General features: G+C 72.5%; 25 protein-coding genes. 8 read left to right on the plus strand and 17 right to left on the minus strand.

Annotated elements, in window-relative coordinates; all coding sequences use genetic code 11:
• Positions 1-173: 173 nt before the first annotated feature.
• Both NS184_RS05140 and NS184_RS18225 read right to left on the minus strand, forming a co-directional pair.
• Complete coding sequence (locus NS184_RS05140) at positions 174-2,171, minus strand: hypothetical protein (protein ID WP_058725065.1); 1,998 nt, start codon at positions 2,169-2,171, stop codon at positions 174-176.
• A gap of 90 nt (positions 2,172-2,261) precedes the next feature.
• Positions 2,262-3,593, minus strand: a complete 1,332-nt coding sequence (locus NS184_RS18225) for a hypothetical protein (protein ID WP_058725066.1) — start codon at positions 3,591-3,593, stop codon at positions 2,262-2,264.
• A 111-nt stretch (positions 3,594-3,704) separates the two neighbouring features.
• Between NS184_RS18225 and NS184_RS05150 the strand changes: the two genes are divergently transcribed.
• Positions 3,705-4,136 (plus strand): GNAT family N-acetyltransferase, encoded by a 432-nt coding sequence (locus NS184_RS05150; protein WP_058725067.1) that lies wholly within the window; start codon positions 3,705-3,707, stop codon positions 4,134-4,136.
• On the opposite strand, the gene NS184_RS05155 is transcribed toward NS184_RS05150, so the two are convergent.
• Complete coding sequence (locus NS184_RS05155) at positions 4,126-4,668, minus strand: Lrp/AsnC family transcriptional regulator (protein WP_058725068.1); 543 nt, start codon at positions 4,666-4,668, stop codon at positions 4,126-4,128. The two genes, NS184_RS05150 and NS184_RS05155, sit on opposite strands and share 11 nt — an antisense overlap.
• Positions 4,669-4,804: 136 nt before the next feature.
• On the opposite strand from NS184_RS05155, the gene NS184_RS05160 reads away from it, so the two are divergent.
• Entirely contained in the window at positions 4,805-5,239 is a 435-nt protein-coding gene (locus NS184_RS05160; protein ID WP_058725069.1) for a phage holin family protein, read from the plus strand.
• A gap of 3 nt (positions 5,240-5,242) precedes the next feature.
• Here NS184_RS05160 and NS184_RS05165 read toward each other — a convergent pair whose 3' ends face one another.
• Both NS184_RS05165 and NS184_RS05170 read right to left on the minus strand, forming a co-directional pair.
• Positions 5,243-5,749: a hypothetical protein gene (locus tag NS184_RS05165; protein WP_193750398.1), complete on the minus strand. Its 507-nt coding sequence runs from the start codon at positions 5,747-5,749 to the stop codon at positions 5,243-5,245.
• A gap of 25 nt (positions 5,750-5,774) precedes the next feature.
• A complete protein-coding gene (locus NS184_RS05170; protein WP_058725071.1) occupies positions 5,775-6,161 on the minus strand; it encodes a DUF5997 family protein in 387 nt (128 codons plus the stop codon).
• 33 nt (positions 6,162-6,194) lie between these two features.
• On the opposite strand from NS184_RS05170, the gene NS184_RS05175 reads away from it, so the two are divergent.
• Positions 6,195-6,983, plus strand: coding sequence for a LysR family transcriptional regulator substrate-binding protein (locus tag NS184_RS05175; protein ID WP_058725072.1), 789 nt, complete (start codon positions 6,195-6,197; stop codon positions 6,981-6,983).
• Positions 6,984-6,998: 15 nt separating this feature from the next.
• Here NS184_RS05175 and NS184_RS05180 read toward each other — a convergent pair whose 3' ends face one another.
• Genes NS184_RS05180 through NS184_RS05190 form a run of 3 tightly spaced genes read right to left on the minus strand, consistent with a single transcriptional unit; the run spans position 6,999 to position 8,933 of the window.
• A complete protein-coding gene (locus NS184_RS05180; protein ID WP_083513472.1) occupies positions 6,999-7,817 on the minus strand; it encodes a DJ-1/PfpI family protein in 819 nt (272 codons plus the stop codon).
• A gap of 37 nt (positions 7,818-7,854) precedes the next feature.
• Positions 7,855-8,469, minus strand: coding sequence for a DNA-3-methyladenine glycosylase I (locus tag NS184_RS05185; protein WP_058725073.1), 615 nt, complete (start codon positions 8,467-8,469; stop codon positions 7,855-7,857).
• Positions 8,470-8,516: 47 nt separating this feature from the next.
• Positions 8,517-8,933, minus strand: a complete 417-nt coding sequence (locus NS184_RS05190; RefSeq protein WP_058725074.1) for a VOC family protein — start codon at positions 8,931-8,933, stop codon at positions 8,517-8,519.
• A 98-nt stretch (positions 8,934-9,031) separates the two neighbouring features.
• Between NS184_RS05190 and NS184_RS05195 the strand changes: the two genes are divergently transcribed.
• Positions 9,032-9,562, plus strand: a complete 531-nt coding sequence (locus NS184_RS05195) for a hypothetical protein (protein ID WP_058725075.1) — start codon at positions 9,032-9,034, stop codon at positions 9,560-9,562.
• 246 nt (positions 9,563-9,808) lie between these two features.
• On the opposite strand, the gene NS184_RS05200 is transcribed toward NS184_RS05195, so the two are convergent.
• Together NS184_RS05200 and NS184_RS05205 are read right to left on the minus strand one after the other, a co-directional pair.
• Positions 9,809-10,135: a hypothetical protein gene (locus NS184_RS05200; protein WP_083513473.1), complete on the minus strand. Its 327-nt coding sequence runs from the start codon at positions 10,133-10,135 to the stop codon at positions 9,809-9,811.
• A 21-nt stretch (positions 10,136-10,156) separates the two neighbouring features.
• Positions 10,157-11,827 (minus strand): sodium:solute symporter family protein, encoded by a 1,671-nt coding sequence (locus NS184_RS05205; protein WP_058725076.1) that lies wholly within the window; start codon positions 11,825-11,827, stop codon positions 10,157-10,159.
• 152 nt (positions 11,828-11,979) lie between these two features.
• On the opposite strand from NS184_RS05205, the gene aroQ reads away from it, so the two are divergent.
• On the plus strand, positions 11,980-12,432 hold the full coding sequence (gene aroQ, locus NS184_RS05210) for a type II 3-dehydroquinate dehydratase (protein ID WP_022903679.1): 453 nt from the start codon (positions 11,980-11,982) through the stop codon (positions 12,430-12,432).
• Between the two features lie 197 nt (positions 12,433-12,629).
• Here the strand turns inward: aroQ and NS184_RS05215 are convergent, their stop codons facing one another.
• Positions 12,630-13,226 carry an NAD(P)H-dependent oxidoreductase gene (locus NS184_RS05215; RefSeq protein ID WP_058725102.1) on the minus strand — a complete coding sequence of 199 codons (597 nt, stop codon included), beginning with the start codon at positions 13,224-13,226 and terminating at the stop codon, positions 12,630-12,632.
• A 95-nt stretch (positions 13,227-13,321) separates the two neighbouring features.
• Between NS184_RS05215 and NS184_RS05220 the strand changes: the two genes are divergently transcribed.
• On the plus strand, positions 13,322-13,786 hold the full coding sequence (locus NS184_RS05220) for an MSMEG_6728 family protein (RefSeq protein ID WP_058725077.1): 465 nt from the start codon (positions 13,322-13,324) through the stop codon (positions 13,784-13,786).
• 207 nt (positions 13,787-13,993) lie between these two features.
• Here NS184_RS05220 and NS184_RS05225 read toward each other — a convergent pair whose 3' ends face one another.
• The 6 genes from NS184_RS05225 to NS184_RS05250 all read right to left on the minus strand — a co-directional run bounded on the left by NS184_RS05225 (position 13,994) and on the right by NS184_RS05250 (position 20,075).
• Positions 13,994-14,287 carry a hypothetical protein gene (locus NS184_RS05225; RefSeq protein ID WP_058725078.1) on the minus strand — a complete coding sequence of 98 codons (294 nt, stop codon included), beginning with the start codon at positions 14,285-14,287 and terminating at the stop codon, positions 13,994-13,996.
• 105 nt (positions 14,288-14,392) lie between these two features.
• On the minus strand, positions 14,393-15,532 hold the full coding sequence (locus tag NS184_RS05230; RefSeq protein WP_058725079.1) for a cysteine desulfurase family protein: 1,140 nt from the start codon (positions 15,530-15,532) through the stop codon (positions 14,393-14,395).
• Position 15,533: 1 nt separating this feature from the next.
• Positions 15,534-16,439 carry a carboxylating nicotinate-nucleotide diphosphorylase gene (gene nadC / locus NS184_RS05235; RefSeq protein WP_083513474.1) on the minus strand — a complete coding sequence of 302 codons (906 nt, stop codon included), beginning with the start codon at positions 16,437-16,439 and terminating at the stop codon, positions 15,534-15,536.
• A complete protein-coding gene (gene nadB / locus NS184_RS05240; RefSeq protein WP_058725080.1) occupies positions 16,436-18,055 on the minus strand; it encodes an L-aspartate oxidase in 1,620 nt (539 codons plus the stop codon). Before nadB ends, nadC begins: the two co-directional genes overlap by 4 nt.
• 32 nt (positions 18,056-18,087) lie before the next feature.
• Positions 18,088-19,359 (minus strand): quinolinate synthase NadA, encoded by a 1,272-nt coding sequence (gene nadA, locus NS184_RS05245; RefSeq protein ID WP_058725081.1) that lies wholly within the window; start codon positions 19,357-19,359, stop codon positions 18,088-18,090.
• Between the two features lie 8 nt (positions 19,360-19,367).
• Complete coding sequence (locus NS184_RS05250; RefSeq protein ID WP_058725082.1) at positions 19,368-20,075, minus strand: NUDIX hydrolase; 708 nt, start codon at positions 20,073-20,075, stop codon at positions 19,368-19,370.
• A 103-nt stretch (positions 20,076-20,178) separates the two neighbouring features.
• On the opposite strand from NS184_RS05250, the gene NS184_RS05255 reads away from it, so the two are divergent.
• Both NS184_RS05255 and NS184_RS05260 read left to right on the plus strand, forming a co-directional pair.
• Positions 20,179-20,460: an acylphosphatase gene (locus NS184_RS05255; RefSeq protein WP_058725083.1), complete on the plus strand. Its 282-nt coding sequence runs from the start codon at positions 20,179-20,181 to the stop codon at positions 20,458-20,460.
• Positions 20,461-20,643: 183 nt separating this feature from the next.
• A complete protein-coding gene (locus tag NS184_RS05260) occupies positions 20,644-22,119 on the plus strand; it encodes an MDR family MFS transporter (RefSeq protein WP_058725084.1) in 1,476 nt (491 codons plus the stop codon).
• Positions 22,120-22,126: the final 7 nt, after the last annotated feature.

Consider the following 22,126-nt stretch of genomic DNA (forward strand, 5'->3'; position numbering starts at 1 on the left):
TGCCAATCGTGGCCCCGGCGGGCTGCCGACCAGCCGCCGAGCCGCTTCCACTGCTCACAGGATGGGCATCACCGCCCTCCAGGTGACGTTCGGTCGGCTCACAGCAGGACGGTGCGCCGGGACCACCTCGACCGAGATGGTCCCGGCGCGACCTCCGTGGGTCGCCCGTGCCGTCAGTACCGACGACGGAGCGTGAGTACCCCGGCTCCGGCGAGGAGCAGGAGCAGCGCTGCGGTCAGCGGCAGGGCCGGGGACGATGCGCCGGTGTACGCCAGACCGCTCGCGGTGCTCCCGGTCGCCGTGCTCGCGGCCGCGGTGTCCGCGGTGGTGAGCGCCGGGGTGACGGTGGCCGGCCGGGAGGCACGGCTCGCGTCGGCCACGACGGCTGCGGTCACGGGGACCGTCGCCGTCACGGGCGCCACGCCGGTGCCCGTTCCGGTGCCGGCTCCGGGGGTGGTGCCGGTGCCCGGCGTCGTCCCGGTCCCCGGGTCGGTGCCCTCACCCGGGTCCGTGCCGTCACCCGGATCGGTGCCCGTCCCGGGGTCCGTGCCGTCGCCCGGGTCCGTGCCGGTCCCCGGGTCGGTGCCCGGCGTCGTGCTGGTGCCGTCACCGATGATGCCGATGCCGTTCCCGCCGATGGTGATCGGGAGGCTGATCACCGGGGTGACCTGCGTCCCCGAACCGATGCCGTCCGAACCGTCCGTCGTCCCACCGGCCGACGGCGTCGAACCGGTCGAACCCGTCGTCGAGCCCGAGCTGGTGCCGTCACCGACGACACCGATCCCGTTCCCGCCGACCGTCACCGGGACACTGATCACCGGGGTGACCTGCGTCCCCGAACCGATGCCGTCCGAACCGTCCGTCGTCCCACCGGCCGACGGCGTCGAACCGGTCGAACCCGTCGTCGTACCGGACGTCGAGCCCGAGCTGGTGCCGTCACCGACGACACCGATCCCGTTCCCGCCGACCGTCACCGGGACACTGATCACCGGGGTGACCTGCGTCCCCGAACCGATGCCGCCCGAACCGTCCGTCGTCCCACCGGCCGACGGCGTCGAACCGGTCGAACCCGTCGTCGTACCGGACGTCGATCCCGAGCTGGTGCCGTCACCGACGACACCGATCCCGTTCCCGCCGACCGTCACCGGGACACTGATCACCGGGGTGACCTGCGTCCCCGAACCGATGCCGCCCGAACCGTCCGTCGTCCCACCGGCCGACGGCGTCGAACCGGTCGAACCCGTCGTCGTGCCGGACGTCGAGCCCGAGCTGGTGCCGTCACCGACGACACCGATCCCGTTCCCGCCGACCGTCACCGGGACCGAGACGAGACCGCCGACCTGGGTGCCGGAGAGCAGTCCGTCGGAACCGGACGTGGTCGCCGCGGATCCGCCCGAGGACGATCCGGTCGGAGCCGTGGACGTCGGGCCGGAGGCCGCGCCGTCGCCGAGGACGCCGATCCCGTTGCCCGAGACCGTCACCGGCACGGACACGACGGGGGCGACCTGTGTGCCGGACGCGGTGCCGTCCGACCCTGAGGTGGTCGGTGCCGCCGCGGCGGACCCCGACGGAGCCGGCACCGGGGTCGGCTCCGCGGACGGTGCGGACCCGCTCACTGCGTCGCCCGCGACGGCGATCGCGTTGTCCGTCACCGACACCGGCACGGACACGTCGCCGGCGACCTGGGTTCCGGAAGCGGTGCCGTCGGCGCCCGAGGTGCTCGGCGCCGTGGCGGCCGGGGCCGCAGTGGTCGGAGTCGAGGGTGCCGGTGCCGGTGCCGGTGCCGGCGGAGCGGTGGTCGACGCGGCGTCACCCGCGACACCGACCGCGTTCCCGGAGACCGTCACCGGGACGCTGACGTCCGGCACGACCTGCGTACCCGAAGCGGTGCCGTCCGCCCCCGACGTGACGGGCGCAGGGGCGGGAGACGGTGCGGGTGCCGGTGCCGAGGTGGCGCCGGACCCGGTCGCCGTGGACACCGCGTCGCCGAGGACGCCGAGCGCGTTGCCGGTGACGGACACCGGGGCGTCGACGGACGGGGCGACCTGGGTGCCCGAGACGGCTCCGTCCGCTCCGGAGGTGGTCGCGGCGTTCGCTGCCGCGGCTCCCCCGAGGGTCAGGCCGCCGACGAAGAGGGCGAACCAGAGCCCTCTCGAGACGTACTTGTTCATGGTCGTTCACTCCTGATCGAGATCGGTTCCCGACCGCTGTCACGGTCGGGGATGTGTGCGTGCCTGCCGTGACGGACAGGCGCACCGATCTCAGTCAGGGGCGACGTCGTGGTCGCCGACGAGCGACGTGGGGACCACGTCGTCGGCGAGGGAACCGCGTGACCCCGCGGCGAGGGAGAACCAGGGGCCGGAACCGACAGCGGTGCCGACGGGGGCGCTGGCCGAGGACCCTCCGCCGGCGCTGCCGGAGGTCCCGGGGGCGGCGGGGCCGTCGACCGGCAGGTGCACGGGGGCACCGCCCTCCGGCACGAGGAGTCCACGCCCGTCGACGACCACGGAGGAAGTCGAGGGAGCGTCGGAGGACGCGCCACCGAACGCGGGGACCCGAACCGCCGCGGCCGGTGACGTGGTCGATCCCGCGGCATCGGCCGGCGCGGCCGTGTCCGCGCGGGAAGGAGCCGTCGCGGACGCGACCGCGGGGTGCTCGGAGCCGCTGCCCACCGGAGCCAGGACGGTCCCGGTGACGGGAGTCGCGCCTCCAGGCAGGGTCGGGTCGGACGGGAGCACACCGTCGACCGGCGGCAGCACGCCGCCCGGCAGGAGCGGGACGGTTCCGTCGACGACGCCGGGGAGCGTCCCGACCGTGCCGCCGACGCCTCCGAGCGTGTCGTCGACGAGGCCGGTGACGGGCGCGGTGACGGTCCCGAGGGCCTCGTCACCGACGATCGGTCCGACGACCGGCAGCCCGCCGACGACGCGGTCGAGGGCATCGACGAGCCCCGTCACGGGGCGCGCGTCGGTGGCGTCCTGCACGACCCCGGCGACGGGGCGCAGTGCTGTCGCGAGTGTGCCGGTGAGCGGCCGGGAGGCAGTGGTCGCCTCCGTCGCGGAGTCAGACGTCGCCGTCGGTGCGGGAGCCGTGTCGGAGGTCGTGGTCGGTGCGGTCTCGGGCTTCGCGGGTGCCGGTCGGGCCGGTTGCGCGGCAGGTCGCCCCGGAGCGGGCTGGGCCGCGGGAGCCGGAGCGGGCTGGGCCGCGGGAGCCGGAGCGGGCTGGGCCGCGGGAACCGGAGCGGGCTGGGCCGCGGGAGCCGGCTGCGCTGCGGGAGCCGGAACGGGCTGCGGCGCCGCGGGCTTCGGCGCGGGCGCCGCGGGCGCCGCGGGCTTCGTCGCGACGGCGGTGCGGACGGGGTCGACGACCTCACCGACCACGGATCCGACGCCACGCGTGACCCCCTGCACGGTCGAGCCGAGGAGACCCGCGCGGTCCGCGGAGGACGTGCTGGACGTCGGGGCAGCGGTCGACGCCGAAGCGGACCGCACACCGAGGACGAGCGTGAGCAGCACGAGGGCAGCAGCGAGCCCGATGCCCAACAGGGCGTACCGGACCAACGTGCTCAGGGGTGCACGCATCGCCTGGTCCATGCGCTCACCTCCTGATCCTGGCTGCGCACGTAGAGTGGTTGGCCGGTACGGTACGCCCGTTCGCCCGAGTTCGCATCCCTTTTCGTGGGGGAACGTCAGGAAAGGCCGGAATTGGTCCCGATCTTCAGCGCCCCGACCCGCAACCTCGATCCCGTGACGCTGCACGAGATCCTCCGGCTGCGGCAGGACGTCTTCGTGGTCGAGCAGGGCGCCGCGTACGACGACATCGACGGTCGCGACCTCGAGCCGGGGACGGTGCAGTTCTGGGCGGGACGCGGATCGGTGGACGCGACGGTGCGGCTGCTGCGCGAACCGGACGGCAGCGAGCGCATCGGCCGCGTGGCCACCGCACGGCACGCCCGCGGACAGGGGCTCGCGGGACGGCTCATCGAGGCAGCGATCGGCGAGGCCCGTGCCGCCCGGATCCACCTCGGTGCCCAGGAGCACCTCGAGGACTACTACGGCCGGTTCGGCTTCGTGCGCTCCGGTACCCCGTACTCCGAGGACCGCATCCCGCACATCCCGATGACCCTCACCCGCTAGAGCGCTCCGCACGCCACCGGCGGAGCTCGTCGAACGACCGGCCCTGGTGCGTCCGGTCGGCGACGAGCCGCTCGAACACGATGTTCGTCTGGGTCGTCGCGACCGACGGGTCACCGCTGAGCTCGTCGGCCACGAAGTCCCGGAGCTGCTCGGTGGACGTGCACGCGATGTGCACGAGGAAGTCCTTGTCGCCCGCGAGGAACGACACGTCCTGCACGACGGGCACCCGCAGCAGCCGCTTCGCGAAGTCCCGGAGCTCGTGCCGCGCGGCGGCGTGGACCCGGACCGACACCATCGCCTCGATCGAGAACCCGAGCCGCGCGACGTCGACGTCGGCCCGGTACCCGCGGATGACCCCGGCGTCCTCCAGGGCGCGGACCCGTGCGAGGCACGTCGACGGGGCGATGCCGACCGCGGCGGCGAGGCGGTTGTTCGGGATGCGGGCGTCCTCCGCGAGGGTCCAGAGGATGCGCTCGTCGACCTCGTCGAACCGCGGGGTGGGGTCGGGACGGCGGGCGGCGCGTTCGGACATGCCACGACGCTACCGCCCCGGGTGGCGACGACACGATCCTCGCGACGCTGGCCCGTCTGCGCGCCGACGGCACTGCGCGCGAGACCGACGCGTAGCCTGGCGGGTCACCCCCGCTGCGCCGACGAACAGGAGTCCCGTGAGCACCACCGGACCAGATGACCAGGACACCGCCAAGCCGTCCTTCCGCGACTCCGTCACCGCCGGGCTCGTGCAGAAGGCCCTCGAGCCGCTCCTGCGCGCCGTCCGGGAGGAGGTCGCAGCCGCCCGCCGTGAGGTCAGTGCCCGTGCGAAGGGCGCGAGGACGGGCCTGGTGCTCACGGGGGCGGCGGTCGCGTTCGCCCTGACGACCCTCGTCCTGCTCGCGGGCTTCGTGGTGGCGCTCCTCGCCCTCGCGCTCCCGGTCTGGGCGGCGACGGGGATCACGCTCGTCGTGTTCGCGGTCGTCACGGGCGTCCTCGCGACCGTCGGGGTCCGCGGCATCCGCCGCGGTGTCCCGCCGGTGCCGAAGGACACCCTCCGTGCCGCGAAGGACCGCGTCGCGCGCACGTCCGACGAGGCAGCGCGCGACTGACCGCTACATCGCGAGGGTCATGCCGACCACGGCGACCGTCATCGCGAAGACCTCGCCGCTCCGGACCGCCCGACGGTCCTCCCGCGCCCACTCGTACCGCAGGAGCCACCCGCTGAACGCGCAGTAGCCGATCACGCCGGCGCCGAGGACCGCGGTGAGCGCGATGCCGTGACCAGCGTGCCCGTCGACGGCACCGGTCGCATGGCCCATCAGGAGCATCCCGGCCATCACCACCGCCGAGAGCGCGCGGTGCACGTCCATCGGTTCGGCGCGTCGCCCGTCCTGCCGACGGCGTCGAACCACCGGGAGCGGCGCGAGCAGCAGGAGGACGGTCGCCGCGAGGAGCGTCCACACCGCTCCCGCGTGCACGACCGGCAGCAGCATCGCGACGAGCATCACCGTCGCCGGGACGATCACACCGATGCGCGGCCGGTAGCGGTCACCGACGATGCAGCACACCGACGCGAACTGCGGGACGACGAGCATCGCGTCGGCGACGGTCTCGTGCACGGCGGTCATCGGTGGTCGGCGGGGCTCAGTCCTCGGAGCGGGCGGCCTTCGCGGCACGCTCCTGCTTCACCCGGGCGTTCTCGGCGTGCACCGCAGCCTGGGTCGCGCGCTCCTGCACGAGCCATTCGGGCATCTCCTGCAGCAGCGTCTTGATCTCGGCCGTGGTCAGCGGCTCGTCGACACCGGCCCGTGCGAGCCCGGAGATCGACACGCCGAGCTTCTGCGCGACGACGGGTCGCGGGTGCGGGCCGTCGCGACGGAGGTCCTCGAGCCACGCCGGCGGCTCGGTCCGGAGTTCGTCGAACGCGGTCCTGCTGATCGGCGCACCGCGGAAGGACTCCGGGGCGGCCGACAGCAGGATGCCGAGCTTCTTCGCGGCCGTCTCGGGCTTCATGGTCTGTTCCTGCGCCATGCACACCAGGGTACGGCCCCTATGCTCGGTTGCATGACCGAGGCCCTCACCATCGCCTTCGTACCGGGGGTCTCCCCCGCGAAGTGGGCCCGCGTCTGGCGCGAGCGCTTCCCCGACGTCGAGCTCCGACTGCGCCCGATCGGAGCGGACGAGGTCGACGAGACGCTCGCCGGGGAGGCCGACATGGTCTTCGCCCGCGAACCCGTCGCCGAGGTCCACAACGCGATCCCGCTGTGGACCGAGACCGCGGTCGTCGCGATGCCGAAGGACTCCTCGCTCGCCGACCGCGCCGAGGTCGACCTGACGACGACCGACGTCCACGTGGTCGACGCCGGCCCCGTGCCCGCCGACGTCGACGCGACGCTGGACCTCGTCGAGGCGAACGTCGGCGTCGCGGTCCTGCCGCAGTCGCTGTTCCGTGCGGCCAGTCGGAAGGACCTCGTCGCCCGGACGCTGGCGGGCGCACCGGGCACCCGGATCCTGCTCGCCTGGCGCACGGAGGACGCCTCCGAGAGCACGGAGGAGTTCATCGGCGTGGTGCGCGGTCGGACCGCGAACAGTTCCCGAGGCGGTCAGGACCAGCCGGGAGGCACGGATCGCGCCGACGGGACCGGCTCGCGCCCGTCTACAGCCGGCTCGGGCTCGTCATCGGGTTCCGGCTCCCGCGGTGGCAAGGCGACGGCGGCGAACAGCCGCACCACGGCCAAGCGCGGCGCCACGAAGGGCACCAGCGGGAAGACCGGCGGTGGCAAGGCCGGACGCGGCAAGGTGCAGCGCGGCATGAAGGGCAAGCCGAAGCGCGGCTCGAAGGGCAACCGGTAGGGACGCACCCCTGCGTCAGGGGATCACCGCTGCCGCCGCACGCGCGACACGGTCGCCCCGTGCCGCCTCGGCCGCGGCGCGTGCCTCGGTGACGAGTCGGGCGTCCGCCCGCACCGCCGACCCGGCGTCGAACGGCGGCTGCGGGTCGTACTCGATCTGCAGCTGGATACGCTCAGCCGCCGGCCGTCCGGCGAGCTCGCCCGCGAGCCACAGGGCCATGTCGATGCCCGCGCTCACCCCGGCCGCGGTGACGACCGCGCCGTCGTCGACGATGCGCTGCTCCACCGGGTCCGCGCCGAACGCGGCGAGCATCGGCTTCGAGGCCCAGTGGGTCGTCGCACGCTTCCCGGCGAGCAGTCCGGCCGCGCCGAGCACGAACGCGCCGGTGCACACCGACGTCACCCACGTGGCGTGCTCCGTCGTGCGACGGACGAACGCCACGACGTCCGGGTCGAGCATCGCGTCGAAGGCGCCCTCACCACCGGGGACGACGAGGACGTCCGCCGCCTGCGCGGTCGCGAACGTCGCGGTCGGCACGAGCGCCAGACCGCAGTCGCTCGGCACCGGGTCGAGGGTCGCCGCGACGTACTCGACCGCCGCGCCGGGCACCCGTGCGAGGACCTGAGCCGGTCCGGTGAGGTCGAGCTGCGTCAGGTCGGGGAAGAGCAGGAACGCGATCCGGACCTCGGCCGGGTCGTGCTCGGGACGCGCGTCGCCGGTCGTCTCCGGTTCGGGCGCCGCGGTGTCGACCGGCACCTCGACGTACTCGGCGCCGATCGGGTGCACCGGGACCGTCCGAGGTCGGTTCGGGGCAGGGTCCGGTTCCGAGGTCATGCCCCGACCGTAGCCCCGCCCGTGCTCCGGGGACCGCTCAGCTCCAGATGCCCGAGCTCCCGCGCCGGTGACTGCCGAGCAGGTGCGTGTCGACGATGCCGATCGCCTCCATCAGTGCGTACATCGTGGTCGGCCCGACGAAGGCGAACCCGCGCTTCCGGAGCGCCTTCGAGAGCGCCACGGACTCGTCGGACTTCGTGGGGACGTCGGCGAACGTGACGGGCTCGGGCGTCCGCTCCGGCCGGAAGGACCACACGAAGTCGGCCAGTCCACCGTCCTGACGCAGGGCGATCGTCGCGTTCGCGTTCGTGATCGTCGCGAGGATCTTCGCCCGGTTCCGGACGATGCCCGCGTCGGCCATGAGCCGCGTGACGGCGTCCTCCCCGAACCCGGCGACGGTGTCGGGGTCGAAGTCCGCGAACGCGCTGCGGAACGCCGGACGCTTCGCGAGGATCGTCCGCCAGGACAGCCCGGACTGGAACGCCTCGAGCGACAGGCGCTCGAACACCCCCCGCTCGTCACGGACGGGCATCCCCCACTCGGTGTCGTAGTAGCCGCGCAGCAGCTCGTCGGTGGACGCCCACACCGGCCGCGCGAGCCCGTCCGCTCCGACGACGAGGGACGGCTGGATCTCGGGCGGTTCAGTGCTCACGCTCCCATCCTGTCGCCCGCCCCCGACACCGCTGTGCGCGCACACTGCTACTCGCCCGTCGGGCCGTCCTGCATCACGGTCTGGTCCATCCAGACGTGCTCCCAGCGGTGACCGTCGGGATCGGTGAAGCTCCGCTGGTACATGGAGCCGAGGTCCATCTCGGGACGGTCCTCGTGTCCTCCGGCCATGACCGCGGCGTCGACGACCCGGTGCACGTCGTCCTTCGAGTCGGCGCTGAGGGAGTTGATCACCTCGATCGTGTCCGGCCCGGCGATGGCCTTGTCGGTGAACTCGGCGAACTTCGCGTGGGTGAGGAGCATCACGTACACGGTGTCGCTCACCACGGCGCACGCGGCGGTCTCGTCGGTGAAGTCGGGGTCGATCGTGTAGCCGAGGGCCTCGTAGAAGGACTTCGACCGGTCGAGGTCGGCGACCGGCAGGTTGATGAACACCATCGTGGGCATGAGGGCTCCTTCGCTCCCCCAGAACCTCTCGCAGACTTCGTCCCGCGGCAAGTACGGTCTGAACGCAGAACGTTCGTGATACGCAATATGCTGCCATCATGCACCGCGCGTACTGCGACGAATCAGAGCCTGGTGGCGGACTCGACCACTGCACGTACATCCTGGCCGCGGTGATCGTGGACGACTCCGAGCGTGACGCCCTCCGAAGTGCCGTCGAGCGACTCCGGCCGGCACGCATGAAGAAGTTGCACTGGTACGAGGCGATCGAGGTGCAACGCCACACCTGGCGTGGTCTCCTGAGGCTCGCGGTGGCGACGATCATCGTCCGGTACGACGGCTCGCCTGCTCGTGCGGAACGTCGTCGCCGACGCTGCCTCGAGCGCCTGGTGTTCGAGCTGGAGTCGCGAGCGGTCCGCCACGTGACGATCGAGTCTCGCGGACCGGCACTCGACCGCGCCGATCGCAGAGTGCTCGATGCGTTCCGAACGCACGGGGTCGGCCGATCGATCGTGTGGGATCACGCTCGCGGCGATGGCGAACCCCTGCTGGCTCTCGCGGACATCGCGTGCGGCTCACGCGGAACACTGAGGGATGAGCACCTCGACGTGACCGAGATCACCGTCGCGTGAAGAAGCGGGGCGGAAAGCGCTGATCCCCGGGCCCCGCGCTCGCTGCAGGTAATCCGGGGACCACTTCCGACCGAGAGCACTCGATCGACATATCAATACTAAGACCGCACCCGCCCGACTGTCAACGCTACGCGACCCTGACGCCCGCGTGAGCGGCGGGGCGGAGGCCCCGGTGCCTCCAGGCCGCAGTCCCGACGACCGACGGCCGCCCGCCGGAGCGGACGGCCGTCGAGCCGGTGCGCTGTGTCAGGCGAGTTCGCGACCCTCGCCGGCCGCCTTCTGGTGCTCCTCGGCCTCGGCTTGGCCGATGATGTCCGCAGCGGGCACCGGGTTCAGCCGGTCCCAGAGGAAGAACAGCAGCCCGCCGACGAGCAGGGAGAGCCCGACCCACAGGTTGATGTGGATGCCGCCGGTCTTCTCCGGGTCGGTGCCGTAGTTGACGATCCCGACGATCGTCGTGATCACGCCGTAGACCACGAAGAGGCCTCCGAGGATGCGGCGCAGGTCGAGTCGGCGGGTGGAACGGACGAGGGCCTGCTGCTCCTCGGTCATCGTGGTGGTGTCGTCACGCATGAGCGATCTCCTTCGAGCGGATCAGAGGAACGGGAGGTAGAGGGCGACGCACAGCACGAGCGCGACGGTCCCGAGGAGGGCCGGCGAGCGGTACCAGGCGGTGTCGGTCGCGACGGCCCCGGCGGTCATGTCGATCTTGCCGACGCCGTAGACGAGCCCGCCGAGCTCCGACACGTCCTTTGGCTTCGTGGCGAGCGACACGGCCACGGCGACGACGAGCACCGTGACGAAGGAGATGATCGCGCCGTAGAGCGTCTCGGCGGTCGCGGTGGCGAACAGGTCCGGGTTCACCAGGTAGGCGATCCAGGTGATCGTCGGCGCGATGATGCCGAGGATGTAGCCCCACAGTGCCCCGGCGGTGGTCATCCGCTTCCAGAGGAGCCCGAGGATGAACACGCCGAACAGCGGTGCGTTGAAGAACGAGAACAGCGTCTGCATGTAGGTCATGATGTTGCCGGCCTGCGCGGCGAGGAACGCGGTGCCGATGCCGACGAGGACGCCGATGACCGTGACCCAGCGCCCGGTCTTCAGATAGTGCAGGTCGGGCATGTTCGGCTTGATGTAGCGCTGCCAGATGTCGTACGTGAAGACGGTGTTGAACGACGAGACGTTCGCGGCCATGCCCGCCATGAACGAGGCGAGCAGACCCGTGACGGCGATGCCGAGCACACCGGTCGGCAGGTACATCTGGATGAGCTTCGGGATCGCGTCGTTGTAGGTGAGCGCACCCGAGGCGAACTGGTTGCCGACGACGGCCGCGGCGATGAGGCCGGGGATCACGACGATGAACGGGATGAAGAGCTTCGGGATCGCGGCGATCAGCGGGGTGCGGCGCGCGGCCGACATGTTCTTCGCCGAGAAGGCGCGCTGGACCTCGGTGAAGTTCGTCGTCCAGTAGCCGAACGAGAGCACGAAGCCGAGGCCGAGCACGATCGCGAGCCAGTTCGCACCGATCGGGTTGGTGACGTCGCCGGTGCCGGTGCCCGCCCACGCCTGGAGGTGCTGCACGCCCTGCGTCTGCTTGATCGCCTCGGTCAGGCCGCCCCACCCGCCGACGCGGTGGAGGCCGACGATCGTCAGCGGCACGAGACCGGCGATGATCACGAAGAACTGCATGACCTCGTTGTAGATCGCGCTGGAGAGGCCGCCGAGCGTGATGTACGCGAGGACGAAGGCGGCGGAGACGAGGATCGCGAGCCACTCCGGCCAGCCGAGCATCGCCTCGATGACGATCGCCATCGCGTAGAGGTTGATGCCGGCGATGAGGACGTTCGACACCGCGAAGGCGATCGAGTTCACCAGGTGCGGGGCCTTGCCGAAGCGGCGGAGCATGAACTCCGGGACGCTCCGGACCTTCGAGCCGTAGTAGAACGGCATCATCACGAGGCCGAGGAACACCATCGCCGGCACCGCGCCGATGAGGTAGTAGTGCAGGGTCGCCATGCCGATCTGGGCACCGTTCGCCGCCATGCCCAGGATCTCGGTCGCGCCGAGGTTCGCGGACACGAACGCGAGGCCCGTGATCCAGGCCGGCATCGACCGTCCGGACAGGAAGAAGTCCATGCTCGTGCGGACCTGCCGCCGGGCGGTGAACCCGATGCCGATCACCACCGCGAAGTACACGATGATCATCAAGTAGTCGACCCAGCCCAAGTCGAGCCGGATCCCGCTGTTCGCTGCCGCGAGAACCATTCACACTCCACGTCGATGTGTTGCAGCCGACAACTCCTCCGGCCCGGACGGAGACGCTACACCGATTTGTGACCGTTCACATAGCCGAGGCATGCATCACCTCGGCATGCCCGCTCGATCCTGTGGCCGCGGCCCGTCGGTAGGCTCGGCGCATGACCGCACCGCGCATCCTCGTGCTCAACGGCCCGAACCTCGACATCCTCGGCCGTCGAGACCCGGCGCAGTACGGCACGACGACGCTCGCTGAGATCGAGGCCATCGTGCACACCGAGGCGGCGGTCCACGAGCTCGAGGCCGACTTCCGACAGACGAACCGCGAGGGCGAGCTCGTCGAGTGGCTGCACGAGGCGCTCGACGACTTCGTCGGCGTGGTGATCAACCCCGCTGCCTACGCGCACACATCGGTCGCGCTGCACGACGCGGTCGAGGCCCTCACCGTCCCGGTCGTCGAGGTGCACCTGTCGAACACGTGGAAGCGCGAACCGTTCCGGCACGTCGACCACGTCGCGACCGCGGCGACGGCGGTCATCGCCGGCGCGGGCGCCGACGGGTACCGGCTGGCCGTCGCGCACGTCGCGTCCCTGGTCGCGGACCCGACCGACTGACGGCCTGGAGGCACGGTGCGGGCCCGCCCCGCGCCTCCCGTCCGCCTGCTGGTCGCGTCCGGCACGCCCGCGGCGGGCGCCGACAGCGGCCGCTCCGGCGGGCGCTGCCCGAGACTCGGCCTGGCGGACACTTCCGCGGCTGCGGCGCCACGAACGTGTCCGCGGAGCCGAGACTCGGTGCGGCGCGGCGCGGGCCGCTAGAACTCGGCGGGGCGGCGCACGTCCGCGATGCCCGCGGTGGCGAGGCCTCCGCGGATGATCGGCAGCGCGCGCCGGACTGCCTGGTCGATGCGCAGCTCGAGGTCGACGCTCGCGATGTCGTAGCCGCCCTCGCGCTTGGTGAAGTCGCGCTCGTTGCCGAACACGCCGAGCGGCAGGGTCGTCGACTGGAAGAAGCCGAACAGCGGGCGCATCTGGTGCTCGACGAGCAGGGCGTGCCGGTCACTGCCGCCCGTGGCGGTCAGGAGCACCGGGGTGTCGACGAGGTCGTACTGCCCGACCCAGTCGAAGAAGAGCTTGAAGGCGCCGGAGTACGCAGCCCGGAACGCGGGGCTGCCGGCGACGAGGACGTCGGCCGACTCGACGAGTTCGAGGGCACGGATCGTCTCGGGGGCCATCGCCTCCCGTGAGCCCGCCGCACCGAGGTCCGCGAGGAGCGGCCCGATCTCCACGGTCTCGGTCCGGGCGTCCTCGAACTCCTGCCCGAGGCGCGCGACCGTGGCCGCGACCAGGGTCGAGGTCCGTGACGGGTCCGACGGGCTGCCGCTGACGCCGACGACGAGTGCTGCGCTCATGTCCAAGATGCTCACACGCACCGCTCCTCCGCGGTGCGCGTGTGACGGCATGTGTCGGGGAGCCCTGCCAGCGCGCGACGGGTAGCGTCCGGTCGATGCAGACGTTCCTGCCGTACGCCGACTTCCGCGCCTCGGCCGAGGTGCTCGACGACCGTCGGCTCGGCAAGCAGCGCGTCGAGACCCTGCAGGTGATGCGGGCGCTGACGCTTCCGGGCTACGGCTGGCAGAACCACCCGGTGACGGCGATGTGGCGCGGCTACCGGCCGGCGCTCATGGCCTACCAGGACGCGACGTGCGCGGTGTGGGTCGAACGCGGACACCCCGACACCTGCCGCGACAAGACCGTGGCGGACCTGGCACTCGTCCCCGAGGACCTCGAGGCCTACGCCTCGGGTGACTTCGCGGTGCCGCCGTGGAACGAGGACGAGGCGCTGCACCGCTCGCACCGGTCGAAGCTGCTGCACAAGGCACCGGAGTTCTACCGGCCGGTGTTCCCGGACGACCCCGACGACCTGGCCTACGTCTGGCCGGGCACGGTCGCGGCACCCGTGCGCGACTGACGACACCGGGCCCGCCGTGGGCGTCAGGGGGACGGCGTCGCAGGGTCGACGCCACGCCCACGGCGGGTCGCGGTGTGCGGCGGGGCACGACGACAGGGGGATGTCGTGCCCCGCGCCGGACGCAGATCAGGGGGTCGCGTCCGGCTGGGTGCACCACCGACCCACAGGGGGACGGGTCCGGCGGTGCTGGTCCGGTGGAGCCGTACTTCAGAGGGGGTGTTCGGTGTCCTCTCGGTACCGGTCCGATTCGGTCGGTGCAGGCATCGACCGGTGCTCAGGGGTGGTCACGGCTGCTCGGTCGACCGCCGGCCGGATCATCGGGAGCAGGGCGCTCCCGACGGTCGCGAGGGCACCGACGACGGCGACGACCGCGAGGGGTCCGGCGCCGAGGTCGTGCTGGGCGGCCACGACGAGCGCGAGCACGGTCGCAGGTGCGGGGAGGAGCTGGACTGCCCGGAAGCGGTCCTCCCGCCGGACCCGAGTCGTGATCGCGTTTGCCATGCGGACAGCCTGACGCACTTCGTCGGTCCGCAAAAGGGGGGACACGACCCCACTCATGGAGTAGAACGTCTAGTACACCCCGCCCGAGCCGCCGTGGCGGTCGGCTCAGGCCAGTGCGCGCACCGCGGCGACCGCGTCCCGCACGGCACCGACGACGACCGGTACGTCCGACGACGCGAGGGACCCGTCGAAGGTCAGCCGCACCGCCGACCGGGCCGTGTCCTCGTCGAGCCCGAGCGCCGTGAGGACGTGCGACGCTTCCGTGCTGCCCGCCGCACACGCGCTCCCCGACGACGACACGACGTCCCGCTGCTCGAGCTCGAGCAACACCGTCTCCCCGTGCACCCCCGGGAAGCAGAACGACGCGTGCCCCGGGAGCCGCGACGTCCGCGATCCGGTCACGATCGCCCCCGGCACGGCCGCGAGCACCCCGTCCAGCACGGCGTCCCGTGTCGCGGTCGCCCGGGCCGCGGCCTCCGACCGCTCCTCCGCGTGGAGCGCCAGCGCGGTGGCCACCGCGACCGCGCCGGCGACGTCCTCCGTCCCGGAGCGTCGTCCGCGTTCCTGCCCGCCGCCGTGCAGGAGCGGCTCGAGCGGTGTCCCGGCACGCACGACGAGGACGCCGGACCCCTTCGGCGCGCCGAACTTGTGACCGGAGAGGGAGACCGCGTCGGCTCCGGTGTCCCCCGGCCCGACCGGCAGCCACGGCGCGGACTGCACGGCGTCGGTGTGGAACCGGGCGCCCACGCCGTGCGCCACCGCGGCGAGCGCTCGGATGTCCTGGACGGTACCGACCTCGTTCGACGCGTGCGCGATCGAGACGAGCGTGGTGTCCGGACGGAGTGCGTCCGCGAGCACGTCCGCGTGCACGACGCCGTCGCGGTCCACCGGCAGCACGGTCACCTCGAAGCCGTGGTGGCGCTCCAGGTAGCGGCAGCTCTCGAGCACCGCCTCGTGCTCGATCGCGCTCGTGACGACGTGCCGGCCGCGGGGCGCCGCGAGTGCGATGCCCTTGACGGCCGTGTTCGCCCCCTCGGTGCCGCCGGTCGTGAAGACGACCTCGGCCGGCCGGCAGCCGAGGACACGGGCCGCCGCCGACCGGGCGTCGGCGAGGCCCCGGGCGGCGGCGTCCCCCACGCCGTGGGTCGACGAGGGGTTGCCGAACGTGCCGGTCAGGTACGGCCACATCGCCTCGAGCACCTCGCGGCGGACGGGCGTCGTGGCAGCGCGGTCCAGGTAGAACACGTCAGGCCGAGACGGCGACGTCGAGCCCGAGGTCGAGTGCGCGTGCCGAGTGCGTGAGCGCCCCCACCGAGATGACGTCGACCCCGGTGGCGGCGATCGCGGCGACGGTGTCGAGGTTCACCCCGCCCGAGGCCTCGACCAGCGCGCGGCCGGCGACCACCGCGACGCCCTCGACGAGCTCGTCCGGGCCGAAGTTGTCGAGCATGATCGTGTCGACACCGGCCGCGACGACCGGTTCGACCTGGTCGACGCGGTCCACCTCGACCTCGAGGTGCACCGTGTGCCCGAGCCGCTGTCGGGCGGCCCGCACCGCGTCCCCGATCTCGATGCCGCTCGCCAGGAGCACCGCGAGGTGGTTGTCCTTCGCCATCACGGCGTCCGACAGCGAGGTCCGGTGGTTCCGTCCACCGCCGCACCGGACCGCGTACCGCTCGAGGGCGCGGAGCCCCGGGGTGGTCTTCCGGGTGTCGACGATGCGCGCCGAGGTGCCCGCGACGGCCGCCACGTACGCAGCGGTGAGCGTGGCGACGCCGGACATCCGCTGCACGAGGTTGAGGGCGACCCGCTCCGCACGGAGCACCGAGCGCGCCGGTCCCGACACCGTCACGAGGGCGTCCCCGGCGACGAACCGGGTGCCGTCGGTCACGTGCACCTCGGCCACGATCGACGGGTCCACCGCGTGCATGACGGCGACGAAGACGCCGCCGCCGCTCAGCACGCCTGGTTCGCGCGCCGAGAGGGTGGCGGTCGCCGTGGCGGCGAGCGGGATGAAGGCCTCGCTGGTGACGTCGCCCCACGGGGCGTCCTCCTCGAGCGCGGTGTCGATCACGCGGCGGAGCGCGTGGTGCGGGATCGTGCCCGGATCGAGGACGGCGGCTCGGTCGGGGACGGCGGTGGTGTCGGTCATGCGGGTACCTCCTGCGGGACGGCCGCGGGTCGGAGGACCCAGCCGTTCGGTCGTGCGGCTCGGGGATCGGTGTCGGGGTGGTCGGTCCGGGCGTGCGCGCCGCGGGACTCGGTGCGGGCCTCGGCGGCGCGGGCGGTCAGCCGGGCGAGGTCGAGGAGGGCGCGGTCCTCGTGCTCGCGGACGCCGGTGGGCGACGCCACGGCGAGGTGGTCGAGGTCGCGGCGGGCGCTCGCGAGCCCGGTCGCGTCGCGGAGGAGCCCGACACGGTCCGTCATGACGGTCTGCACCGCCTGACGGACGTCCGCAGCGCCGGTGCGGTGATCCGGGCCTCCCGTCCGGTCCTGCCGGGAGGCACGGGTCTCGTCCGCCGCGTCGGTGACGGTCACGACGTCCAGCGTCGCGTCGCCGCGCAGGCGGACCCGGCCGGGTCGCGGTGCGCCGAGCGCGTCCGCGGCGCGGACCGCGAAGACGAGGCCCTCCAGCAGCGAGTTCGAGGCGAGCCGGTTCGCGCCGTGGACCCCGGTGCAGGCGACCTCGCCGACCGCGAGCAGTCCGGGAAGGCTCGTGCGTCCTTCCGCGTCGGTGGCGATGCCGCCCATGGCGTAGTGGGCTGCGGGGGCGACGGGGACGCCCTCGCGGGTCCAGTCGAGCCCGGCGGCGCGCGTGGCGCGGGTGAGGCCGGGGAACCGTCGGACGAGGAAGTCCGGGTCGAGGCCGGTGGCGTCGAGGAGCACCGGTGCGCCGCCCTGGTCGCGGACGACGGCGGCGATGCCCCGGGCGACGACGTCACGCGGGGCGAGTTCGGCGTCCGGGTGGAGACGGGTCATGAAGCGGTCACCGCGGGCGTCGCGGAGCACGGCACCCTCGCCGCGGACGGCCTCGGACACGAGCCCGCCGTCCGGCACGGCCAGGCGGGTCGGGTGGAACTGGACGAACTCGACGTCGGCCAGGACGGCTCCCGCGCGCCACGCCGCGGCCTGGCCGTCCCCGGTCGCGACGAGCGGGTTCGTGGTCTCGCGGTAGAGGTGTCCCGCGCCGCCCGACGCGAGGACGACCGCGTCGGCGTCGAGCCGTCGCGGTTCGCCGAGGAGGTCCAGGACGTCGAGGCCGACGACCGCGCCTTCCCGGACCACGAGGTCGACGAGGCAGGTGCGCTCGAGGATCGTGACGTGGCGGCGGTGCAGGGCGTCCGCCAGGGTCCGCTCGATCGCCGCACCGGTCGCGTCACCGTCGGCGTGGACGACCCGCCAGCGGCCGTGTGCGGCCTCGCGTCCGCGGGCGAGGTCGTCGCCGTGGCGGTCGAGGCTCGCGCGGTCGGTGGTGCGGTCGAACGGCACGCCGAGCGCGAGCAGGTCGCGGACACGGGCGGGTCCGTCGGTGCAGAGCACCTCGACGGCGCGGGCGTCGGCGCTGCCGGCGGCGGCGACGTGCGTGTCCGCCTGGTGCAGGGCGGCGGAGTCGTCCGCGCCGAGCGCCACGGCGACCCCGCCCTGGGCGTACCGGGTGGCGCCGTCGGTCAGCGTGCCCTTCGTCACGAGGGTGACGTCGTGGCGGCTGCTCGCGCGGATCGCGGCGGTGAGCCCGGCGATCCCGGACCCCACGATGACGACGTGCACGGTGTGCTCCTCCCGTCCCTGCGGCCCGGGCGTCAGCCGCGGGGCCTGGCCGCGAGCATGCGCTCGAGGGCGACCTTCGCGTCGGCCTGCACGTCGGCGGGCACGACGATCTCGTTGAGGACCTCACCGCGGACGAGTGCCTCGAGCACCCAGGCCAGGTAGCCGGGGTGGATCCGGTACATCGTCGAGCACGGGCAGACCACCGGGTCGAGGCAGAAGATCGTGTGCTGCGGGTACTCCGCCGCGAGCCGGTTCACCATGTTGATCTCGGTGCCGATCGCGAAGGTCGTCGGCTCGGTCGCGGCCGCCACGGTCTTCCGGATCAGGTCGGTGCTGCCCGCGTGGTCCGCCGCGTCGACGACCGCCATCGGGCACTCCGGGTGGACGATGACCTGCACGCCGGGGTGCTCACGGCGCGCCTGCTCGATCTGGTCGACCGTGAAGCGCCGGTGCACCGAGCAGAACCCGTGCCAGAGGACCACCCGTGCGTCGAGCAGCGTCTCGACGTCGTTGCCGCCGAGGGCCTTCCGCGGGTTCCACATCGGCATGAGGTCCGTGCTGATGCCCATCGCCTTCGCCGTGTTGCGGCCGAGGTGCTGGTCAGGGAAGAACAGGACGCGCTGCCCACGCTCGAACGCCCACTCCAGGACGGTCGCGGCGTTGGAGCTCGTGCACACGATGCCGCCGTTCCGTCCGCAGAACGCCTTGAGGTCCGCCGCGGAGTTCATGTAGGTGACGGGGATGACCGGCACGCGACCGTCGGCGTCCAGCTCGGTGCCGTACACCGCCGTGAGCTCGGCCCAGGCCTGCTCGACACTGTCGATGTCCGCCATGTCGGCCATCGAGCAGCCGGCGGCGAGGTTCGGCAGGATGACCCGCTGGTCGTCGCGCGCGAGGATGTCCGCCGTCTCCGCCATGAAGTGGACGCCGCAGAACACGATGGCCTCGGCGTCGGGCTTCGTCAGGGCGGCGTTGGCGAGCTGGAACGAGTCGCCGAGGAAGTCCGCGTGCCGGACGACCTCGTCCCGCTGGTAGAAGTGCCCGAGGACCACGACCCGGTCCCCGAGGGTGGCCTTCGCGCGCTCGATGCGCTCGTGCAGTTCCTCGTCGCTCGCGGTCTTGTACTCGTCGGGGATGCCGCCCTGCCGAGGAGCCCCGGTCGGGATGACGTCGGACATGGACGAGCCCGGGCCGTAGCCGGGCCGGGAGTCGAAGTCCCACGTGGGCATCGCGAGGTCCGGCGTGCACGTGCTGCCGGCGGCCCCGCCGTTGGAGATGAGCTCGATCGTGGTCGCGATGGACACGGTGGTTCCTATCGGTTCGTTGGCTGCTCGGCCCGCTGCAGTGGACCGTTGTCCGCGTAGGCGAGGTCGGGGTTGGAACGGTAGAGCCGGGCCGGACGGTGGCGGCCCCCGCTCGTGGTCTCGTCGGTGGGCAGGACGGCATCGGTCTTCTCGACCTGTCGCCGGAAGTTCGCGGGGTCGAGCGCCCGCCCGAGCACGGCCTCGTAGACGCCACGGAGCTCGGCGAGGGTGAAGCGGTCGCCGAGGAACGCCTGGGCGATCCGGGAGTACGACACCTTGTTCCGGAGCCGCCACAGCGCGTACTCGACGATGCGGTCGTGGTCGAAGGCGAGCGGCGGGTGCTCGTCCGCGAGGAACCAGCGGACGTTCCAGTCGTCGGGCACGACGTTCGCCTCGTCCGGGTGCACGAGGGCCCAGTACACGATCGACACGACCCGGCTCGGGGAGCGGTCGACGTCGCCGAACGCGTAGAGCTGCTCGAGGTACCGCGGTTGCACGTTCGTGGTCTCCCGGAGGCGCGCTGCGGCGGAGTCCTCGAGCCCCTCGTCCGGCTGCACCCACCCGCCCGGGAGCGCCCACGAGCCCTCGTACGGCTCAGCGACCCGACGCACGAGCGGCATCCACAGCGCCGGCGCACCCGTGTCGGGGTGCGGGCGCAGCGCCACGATCACGGTGGAGACCGCGACGCGGATGGGGAGCTCGGAAGTTAGTGTCATGTTGACTCGAAGTGTTCGGGTTGCGATGACTCTATCACCGGGTTTCACGAGTCGGTAACACCGCCGAAAACTCGTCCGGGGAGCGCACGCCTACGGTGATGGCATGACGACGGTGACGAGGATGCACGCGGTGGTGTCGGGCACGGTGCAGGGGGTCGGTTTCCGGTACTGGACGGCGCGGAAGGCCGACGGGCTCGACCTCGTCGGGTACGCGCGGAACCTCTTCGACGGGACGGTCGAGGTCGAGGCGGAGGGACCGTCCGCCGCGGTCGACCGGCTCATGGACCTGCTGCACAGCGGGCCACCGTCGGCCGAGGTGACCGAGGTGTCGCTCCGGCCGGTCATCCCGCACGGTGACACCGAGGGTTTCGCGATCCTGCACTGAGCGGTACGCGCGGGCCGCGCGTCGCAGCCCGCGCGTCGCAGCCCGCGGTCGCTGCCCGCGGGTCGCGGCTCGGACTCGCCGGTGTCGGACGCAAGCGGAATAATCGAATCCGTTCAGGCGGTTGCCCTGTCTGCGCTCCGGCGCCCCCTCGTCCCGTACGTCGCGATCCACCAGGAGCCCCGCATGACCCAGGCCGTCGATTCCGCGCCCCGCACCGGGAGCGTGACGCAGCCGTCCCCCGGTGAGACCCGCCTCGTCATCGGGCTCCTGCTCGTCTCCGCGTTCGTGGTCATCCTGAACGAGACGATCATGGGCGTCGCGCTCCCCCGACTCATGGACGACCTCGGCATCAGCGCGGCCACCGGTCAGTGGCTGACGACGGGCTTCCTCCTCACGATGGCCGTCGTGATCCCGATCACCGGCTTCCTGCTGCAGCGGTTCAACACGCGACCGGTGTTCGTGTGGGCGATGAGCCTGTTCTCCGCCGGCACGCTGATCGCGCTCCTCGCCCCGGGCTTCACGATGCTGCTCGTCGGGCGCATCGTGCAGGCGAGCGGGACGGCGATCATGATGCCGCTCCTCATGACGACGGTGCTCACGCTCGTCGAGCCGGCGCACCGCGGACGCGTGATGGGCAACATCTCCATCGTCATCTCCGTCGCCCCGGCGGTCGGCCCGACGATCTCCGGACTGATCCTCAACGCGTTCTCGTGGCGCTGGCTCTTCGGCTTCGTGCTCCCGATCGCGATCGCCGCGTTGATCCTCGGCATGGTCAAGGTCCGCAACGTGTCCATCCCGCGGAAGGCCCCGATCGACGTGCTCTCCGTCGTGCTGTCGGCCTTCGCGTTCGGCGGGCTCGTCTACGGGCTGTCGAGCATCGGCGAGGCGGGATCGACCGGCCCCCTCGTGCCGATCGTGTCGCTGGTGGTCGGCGTGGTGGCCCTCGCGGTCTTCGTGCTCCGCCAGACCCGCCTGCAGCGCAGCGACTCGGCCCTGCTCGATCTCCGGACCTTCCGCACCGCCGGGTTCACCATCCCGATCGTCGCGATGGTCGTCAGCTTCATGGCGATGTTCGGCACGCTCATCCTGCTGCCCATCTACCTCGAGCGCGTGCTCGGGCTCGAGGTCCTGCAGGTCGGCCTCCTGCTGCTCCCGGGCGGGCTGATCATGGGGCTGCTGTCGCCGGTCGTCGGTCGCGTCTACGACCGCCGCGGCCCGCGGGTGCTGCTCATCCCCGGCTCGATCATCGTCAGTGCCGTGCTCTGGGCGCTGTCGACCGTCGGCACCGGCACGAGCGTGTGGTTCGTCCTCGGTGCGCACGTCGTCCTGAGCATCGGGCTGGCACTCACGTTCACGCCGCTCTTCACGTCGGCACTCGGCGGGCTGCCCCCGAAGCTCTACTCGCACGGCAGCGCGGTGCTCGGCACCGCCCAGCAGCTCGCGGGCGCAGCAGGCACGGCGCTCTTCGTGACCCTGCTCACCATCGGTGCGGCGGGCGCGGCGAGCACCGGCGCGGCGGACGTCGCCTCGGCCACCGCGACGGGCGTGAAGACCGCGTTCCTGGTCGGGGCGGTCATCTCCCTCGCCGGCATCGTGACCGCGTCGATGGTCCGTCGCCCGAAGAACCCGGAGGGCACCCCCGCTCCGTCGATGCACTGACGGCCGC

It is taken from the genome of Curtobacterium luteum (assembly GCF_001475545.1).
Lineage (GTDB): Bacteria > Actinomycetota > Actinomycetes > Actinomycetales > Microbacteriaceae > Curtobacterium > Curtobacterium luteum_A.